Annotated in this window: 2 protein-coding genes; one reads left to right on the top strand and one right to left on the bottom strand. The window is 69.4% G+C overall.

The window, feature by feature from the left end; all coding sequences use genetic code 11:
* Positions 1-160: 160 nt before the first annotated feature.
* Positions 161-5,191 (bottom strand): NAD-glutamate dehydrogenase, encoded by a 5,031-nt coding sequence (locus ACNPQM_RS37915; protein WP_418087521.1) that lies wholly within the window; start codon positions 5,189-5,191, stop codon positions 161-163.
* A gap of 381 nt (positions 5,192-5,572) precedes the next feature.
* Here ACNPQM_RS37915 and ACNPQM_RS37910 point away from each other — a divergent pair, with 381 nt between their 5' ends.
* Positions 5,573-6,139, top strand: a complete 567-nt coding sequence (locus ACNPQM_RS37910; protein ID WP_366138180.1) for a DJ-1/PfpI family protein — start codon at positions 5,573-5,575, stop codon at positions 6,137-6,139.
* The last annotated feature ends 4 nt before the right edge of the window (positions 6,140-6,143 follow it).

Below are 6,143 nucleotides of genomic sequence, written 5' to 3'. Positions count from 1 at the left end.
GTGGTGGAGGGGGCGAGATGGACGGGCGCCGAGGCCTCCGCCAGCGCCTCCTCCAGGATCCCGCGCCGCTCGGTCTGCGGAGCGGCCAGCAGGGACGTGTCGTCCAGGGCGCCCCGGGCCGAAAGCCCGGGGCGCCCCCTTCGGTACAAGCGCCGCCCGATCAGCCGTGCGTACGCAGCAGCGTCCGCATCGTCCGCATGGCCACCGACAGGTTCGCCAGGTCGAACGCGTCCGACCCCTGGATCTCCTCCAGCGTGGAGCGCGAACGCGTCAGGATCGCCGCGTTCTTCTCCTCCCACGCCTCGAACCGCTCCGGCGGCGTCGACGTCCCGTTGCCCGCGCTCAGCACATCCGCGGTGAGCGCGGCATGCGCGGCGTACAGGTCCTCACGGATGGAGGCACGGGCCATGGACTGCCAGCGGTCGCTCCGCGGCAGCTCGATGATCCGGTCCATCAGCTGGGTGATGCCCAGCCGGTCCGCGAGGTCGTAGTAGACCTCGGCGACGGCAAGCGGTTCCTTGCCGACGCGCTCCGCGATCGCCACGATGTCGAGCGCCGGGAAGGCGGAGGAGAACCCGGCGACGCGCTGCGCCAGCTCGTCCGGGACGCCGGCCTCGGTGAGCTCGTCCAGGATCGACTGGTACCACTCCTCGTCGGCGCCCTTCAGCATCTTGGGCAGCTCGGCCCAGACCTGGTCGACGCCGTCCTTGAAGAAGCCGATCGTCCCGGCGATCTCCAGCGGCTGCGGCCGGTTGCCGAGCAGCCAGCGCGAGCCGCGCTCGACGAGCCGGCGCGAGTGCAGCCTGATCCGGGTCTGCACATCGGCGGCGACCTTGTTGTCGAGCGCCTCGACGGCGTCCCACACCTGGCCCAGGCCGAAGATCTCGCGGGCTGCGGCCTGCGCCCGCACGATCTCCTCGATCGATGCGCCGGTCTCTTCCCGCATCCGGTGCAGGAAGGTCGAACCACCGGTGTTCACCGTGTCGTTGACCAGCACCGTGGTGATGATCTCGCGACGCAGGGCGTGTCCGTCGACCGCCTCGGGGAACTGCGCGCGCAGTTGCTCCGGGAAGTAGGCGTACAGCAGCTTCTGCAGGTACGGGTCGTCCGGCAGGCTGGTCCGGATCAGCTCGTCGGATGCGGTGATCTTCGTGTAGGCCAGCAGTACGGCGAGCTCGGGCTGGGTGAGCCCCTTGCCGCTGTTCAGCAGCTCCCGGATCTGCCGGTCGGTGGGCAGGAACTCCAGCGCACGGTCCAGGTGCCCGTCGCGGCCCAGGCGGCGCATGAAGCGCTGCTGGGCGTGGAGCAGGGAGGCGGACTGGGTGGCGGAGTTGGCGAGCGCGGTGTTCTGCGCGTAGTTGTTGCGCAGCACCAGACGGCCGATCTCGTCGGTCATGTCCGCAAGCAGCTTGTTGCGCTGCTTGACGGTCATGTCGCCGTCCCGGACCAGCCCGTTGAGCAGGATCTTGATGTTCACCTCGTGGTCGGAGGTGTCCACACCCGCGCTGTTGTCGATCGCGTCGGTGTTGATCCGGCCGCCGCCCCGGGCGAACTCGATCCGGCCGAGCTGCGTCGCGCCGAGGTTGCCGCCCTCGCCGACGACCTTGGCCCGCAGGTCCTCACCGTTGACGCGAATCGCGTCGTTGGCCTTGTCGCCGACGTCCGCGTTCGACTCGGCCGACGACTTGATGTACGTACCGATGCCGCCGTTCCACACCAGGTCGACGGGCGCCTTGAGGATGGTCTGCATCAGGTCGGCGGGCGTCATCTTGGTGACCCCCGACTCGATGCCGAGCGCCTCGCGGACGTGCGCGTTGATCGGGATCGACTTCGCGGTACGGGGGTGGATGCCGCCGCCCGCGGAGAGCAGGTCCTTGCTGTAGTCGGCCCAGGAGCTGCGCGGCAGCTCGAAGAGGCGGCGCCGCTCGGCGTACGAGGTGGCGGCGTCCGGGGTCGGGTCGAGGAAGATGTGCCGGTGGTCGAAGGCGGCGACGAGCCGGATGTGCTCGGAGAGCAGCATGCCGTTGCCGAACACGTCACCGGACATGTCGCCGACGCCGACGACCGTGAAGTCCTCGGTCTGGGTGTCGTGGCCGAGCTCGCGGAAGTGCCGCTTCACGGACTCCCAGGCGCCGCGGGCGGTGATGCCCATGCCCTTGTGGTCGTAACCGGCGGAACCACCGGAGGCGAACGCGTCGCCGAGCCAGAAGCCGTACCCGACGGCGACCTCGTTGGCGATGTCGGAGAAGCTCGCGGTGCCCTTGTCGGCGGCGACGACGAGGTAGGTGTCGTCCTCGTCGTGGCGCACGACGTCGACGGGCGGCACGACCTCGCCGGCCACCAGGTTGTCGGTGATGTCGAGCAGCGCCGAGATGAATGTCCGGTACGAGGCGATGCCCTCGGCCATCCAGGCGTCACGGTCGACGGCCGGGTCCGGCAGCTGCTTGGCGACGAAGCCGCCCTTGGCGCCGACCGGAACGATGACGGTGTTCTTGACCATCTGCGCCTTGACCAGGCCGAGGATCTCCGTACGGAAGTCCTCCCGCCGGTCCGACCAGCGCAGACCACCACGGGCGACCTTGCCGAAGCGCAGGTGGACACCCTCGACGCGCGGCGAGTACACCCAGATCTCGAACGCCGGGCGGGGCGCGGGAAGGTCCGGGATGGCCTGCGGGTCGAACTTCATCGAGACGTACGCGTGCGGCTTGCCGCCGTCCGCAATCTGGAAGAAGTTCGTGCGCAGGGTCGCCTTGATGACGGTGAGGAAGGACCGCAGGATCCGGTCCTCGTCGAGCGAGGCGACCTGGTCGAGCGCCCCGTCGAGCTCTTCGAGGAGACCGTCGATCAGCTCCGTGCCGGCGCTCTGCCGACCGGGCGACATCCGGGCCTCGAAGAGGGAGATCAGCAGCCGGGTGGTGTGGACGTTGTTACGGAGGGTGTCCTCCATGTAGTCCTGGCTGAAGGTCGAGCCGGCCTGCCGCAGATACTTCGCGTAGGCGCGCAGCACCATCGCCTGCCGCCAGTTCAGACCGGCGCCGAGCACCAGGGAGTTGAAGCCGTCGTTCTCGGCCTGCCCGGTCCACACCGCGGCGAACGCGTCCTGGAACCGGTCGCGGGCGTCGTCGGCGAGGTAGGTGCCGCTGCCGTTGACCTGCGGCATCCGCAGCCCGAAGTCGTAGATCCAGGCGTGCGTACGGTCCGCGCAGCGCAGCTCGTACGGACGCTCGTCGACGACCTCGACCCCGAGCCGCTGGAGCGCGGGGAGAACGGCGGAGAGGGAGACCTGCTCACCCGTCCGGTAGATCTTGAAGCGGCGCTCACCGGGGCCTGCGCCGACCGGCTCGTACAGGCTGAGCGCGAAGTCCTTCTCGTCCTTCTTCAGCGCTTCGAGGTGGACCAGGTCGGCGACGGCGGCACGCGGCGTGTGGTCGGCCTTGTAGCCCTCGGGGAACGAGTGACCGTAGTGGCGCAGCAGCTCGGCGGCGCGCTCCTCACCGCACTCGGCGGTCAACGCTTCCTGGAAGCCGTCGGCCCAGGAGCGGGCGGCCTCGACGAGACGCGCCTCGATGCGGTCGACCTCGGCGCCGGTCAGGTCGGGCAGCTCGGTGCCGGGCGCGACCCGCACGACGAAGTGCAGCCGGGAAAGGATCGACTCGGTGTTCCAGGCGGTGAAGTCGACGCTGGTGCCGGCGAGCTCCTCCTTCAGGATGTCGATCAGCCGCAGCCGCACACCGGTGGTGTAGCGGTCGCGCGGCAGGTAGACGATCGCGGAGTAGTAGCGCCCGTACTCGTCCTGGCGGAGGTAGAGCCGCAGTCGGCGCCGCTCCTGGAGGTACAGCACGGACGTCACGATGGAACGCAGCTGGTCGACGGAGGTCTGGAAGAGCTCGTCGCGCGGGTACGTCTCCAGGATCTGCAGCAGATCGCGTCCGTCGTGGCTGTTGGGCGAGAAGCCCGCACCCTCCAGCACCTCGGCGACCTTGCGGCGGATGACGGGCACCCGGCGCACGGACTCGGTGTAGGCGGCGGACGAGAACAGTCCGAGGAAGCGGCGCTCACCGACGACGTTGCCGTCGGTGTCGAACTTCTTCACGCCGACGTAGTCGAGGTAGCTGGGGCGGTGCACGGTCGACCGGCTGTTCGCCTTGGTGAGGATCAGCAGCTTGTGCTCGCGGGCCTTGGCGCGGGCGTCGGCGGGCAGCCGCTCGAAGGACGGGCTGACCGGGTGCGCCTCGTCCTCGCTGTGGTGCGGGTCGGAGCGCAGGATGCCGAGGCCGGTGCCGGGGACGGCAGCCAGTGCGTCGCTCTCCTTCAGCTCGTACTCGCGGTAGCCGAGGAAGGTGAAGTGGTCGGCGGAGAGCCACCGCAGCAGCTCCCGGGCCTCGTTCACCTCTTCGTCGGCGAGCTCGTCGAGCGGCTCGCCGGGCAGGTCGTCGGCGATGCGCAGCGCGGCGTCGCGCATCTTGTCCCAGTCCTCGACGGTCTCCCGTACGTCGGACAGCACGCGGAGCAGATCCAGGGAGATCTGCTTCAGGTCGGAGCGGTCGGTCTCGCGGTCGATCTCGACGTGGATCCAGGACTCGACGAGCGCGTCGTGCGGCAGCGCGTGCGTGGTCCCCTTGGCCCCGTCGGCGCCCTTGCGGCCCTGCTGGTCGGCAGTGAGGCCGTTGCCCTCGGCGAGGACCTCGATGAGCTTGCCGGTGACATCGCGACGGACGACGACCTGCGGGTGGATCACGACATGGATGCCGCGCCCCTGCCGGGACAGCTCATTGGTGACGGAGTCGACCAGGAACGGCATGTCGTCGGTGACGACCTCGACGACGGAGTGGCTGCAGGTCCAGCCGTTCTCCTCGACGGTCGGGGTGTGCACCCGGACGTTCGCGGTGCCCTGCGGGCGGTTCTCCGCGAGCCGGTAGTGGGAGGAGGCAGCACCGAAGACATCGACCGGGTCGCGGCCGACGAGGTCCTCCGGAGCGGTGTGCAGGTAGTAGCGCTGGAGGTACGAGTGCAGCACGTCCGGGCCCGGGTACTCGCCCTGCCCGGCACCGGTGGCGCCGGCCCCGGTGCCCTCGACGTGCACCTGAGGGGTACCGCCCGGGCCGCCGACACCACCGCCCGGACTGTTGTCAGCTACCCGTGCCGCCCGTGCGAGCAGCTCGGCCTTGGCTTCGTCCAGCTTGGTCTGCATGTCCTCTGGCTCCTGTCGCGCGCCGTTGCGTGACGTAGGTGGAAAAAGCGACGTACCGCCACGACACGGGGTTTCCGGTCTGAGACGACGCTATGCCGCTACGAGAGATGCCCGGGACCATATCGGCCTTTTTCGGCAGCAGGTCCGGGACGAGGGGATCAGTGATCGCCCGGGCACGGTGGCACTCCGGGCGCAGGCCGGGGGCTTCGCTGCCCCCAAGGCATATCGCGCTGATCACGGGTCCAGGCTATCTCGCCCGTACCCGGAACCGTCATGAGCCGTATGTGTACAAAAGAAGGCCCCGAACTTTGACACTCTGGACAGCGCGCAACGGGCAGATGCACGCTTGACGCAGACGTCCGCGCGAGGGGAGCCCGCACCATGGCACCGAAGGTCCTGATCGTCACCGGCGACGCCGCCGAGTCCCTGGAAGTCCTGTACCCGTACCAGCGGCTGCGCGAGGAGGGGTACGACGTCCATATCGCGGCCCCCGCCCGCAAGACGCTCCGCTTCGTCGTCCACGACTTCGAGCCCGGCTTCGACACGTACACCGAGAAGCCCGGCTACACCTGGCCGGCCGATCTGGCGTTCTCCGAGGTCGACGCCGGAGACTACGCCGCCCTGGTCATCCCGGGCGGACGCGCCCCCGAGTACCTGCGCAACGACGCCGAGCTCCGCAAGATCCTCAAGGCCTTCTTCGACTCGGACAGGCCGGTCGCCCAGATCTGTCACGGCCCCCTGCTGACGGCGGCGATCGGCGAACTGGGCGGCCGCCGCGTCACGGCCTACCCCGCACTGGAACTCGACATGCAGGCGGCGGGTGCCACCTTCGAGGACCATGAAGCGGTGGTGGACGGCACCCTGATCTCGTCCCGCGCCTGGCCGGACCACTCGGCGTGGATGCGCGAGTTCCTGAAGGTCCTGCGCACGAAGGCCCCGGCGAACTGAATCC

This window comes from Streptomyces sp. NPDC056231 (assembly GCF_048270745.1).
Classification (GTDB): domain Bacteria; phylum Actinomycetota; class Actinomycetes; order Streptomycetales; family Streptomycetaceae; genus Streptomyces.
The sequence above is the reverse complement of the archived record's forward strand: the minus strand, read 5'-3'. Positions and strand labels throughout refer to the sequence as shown.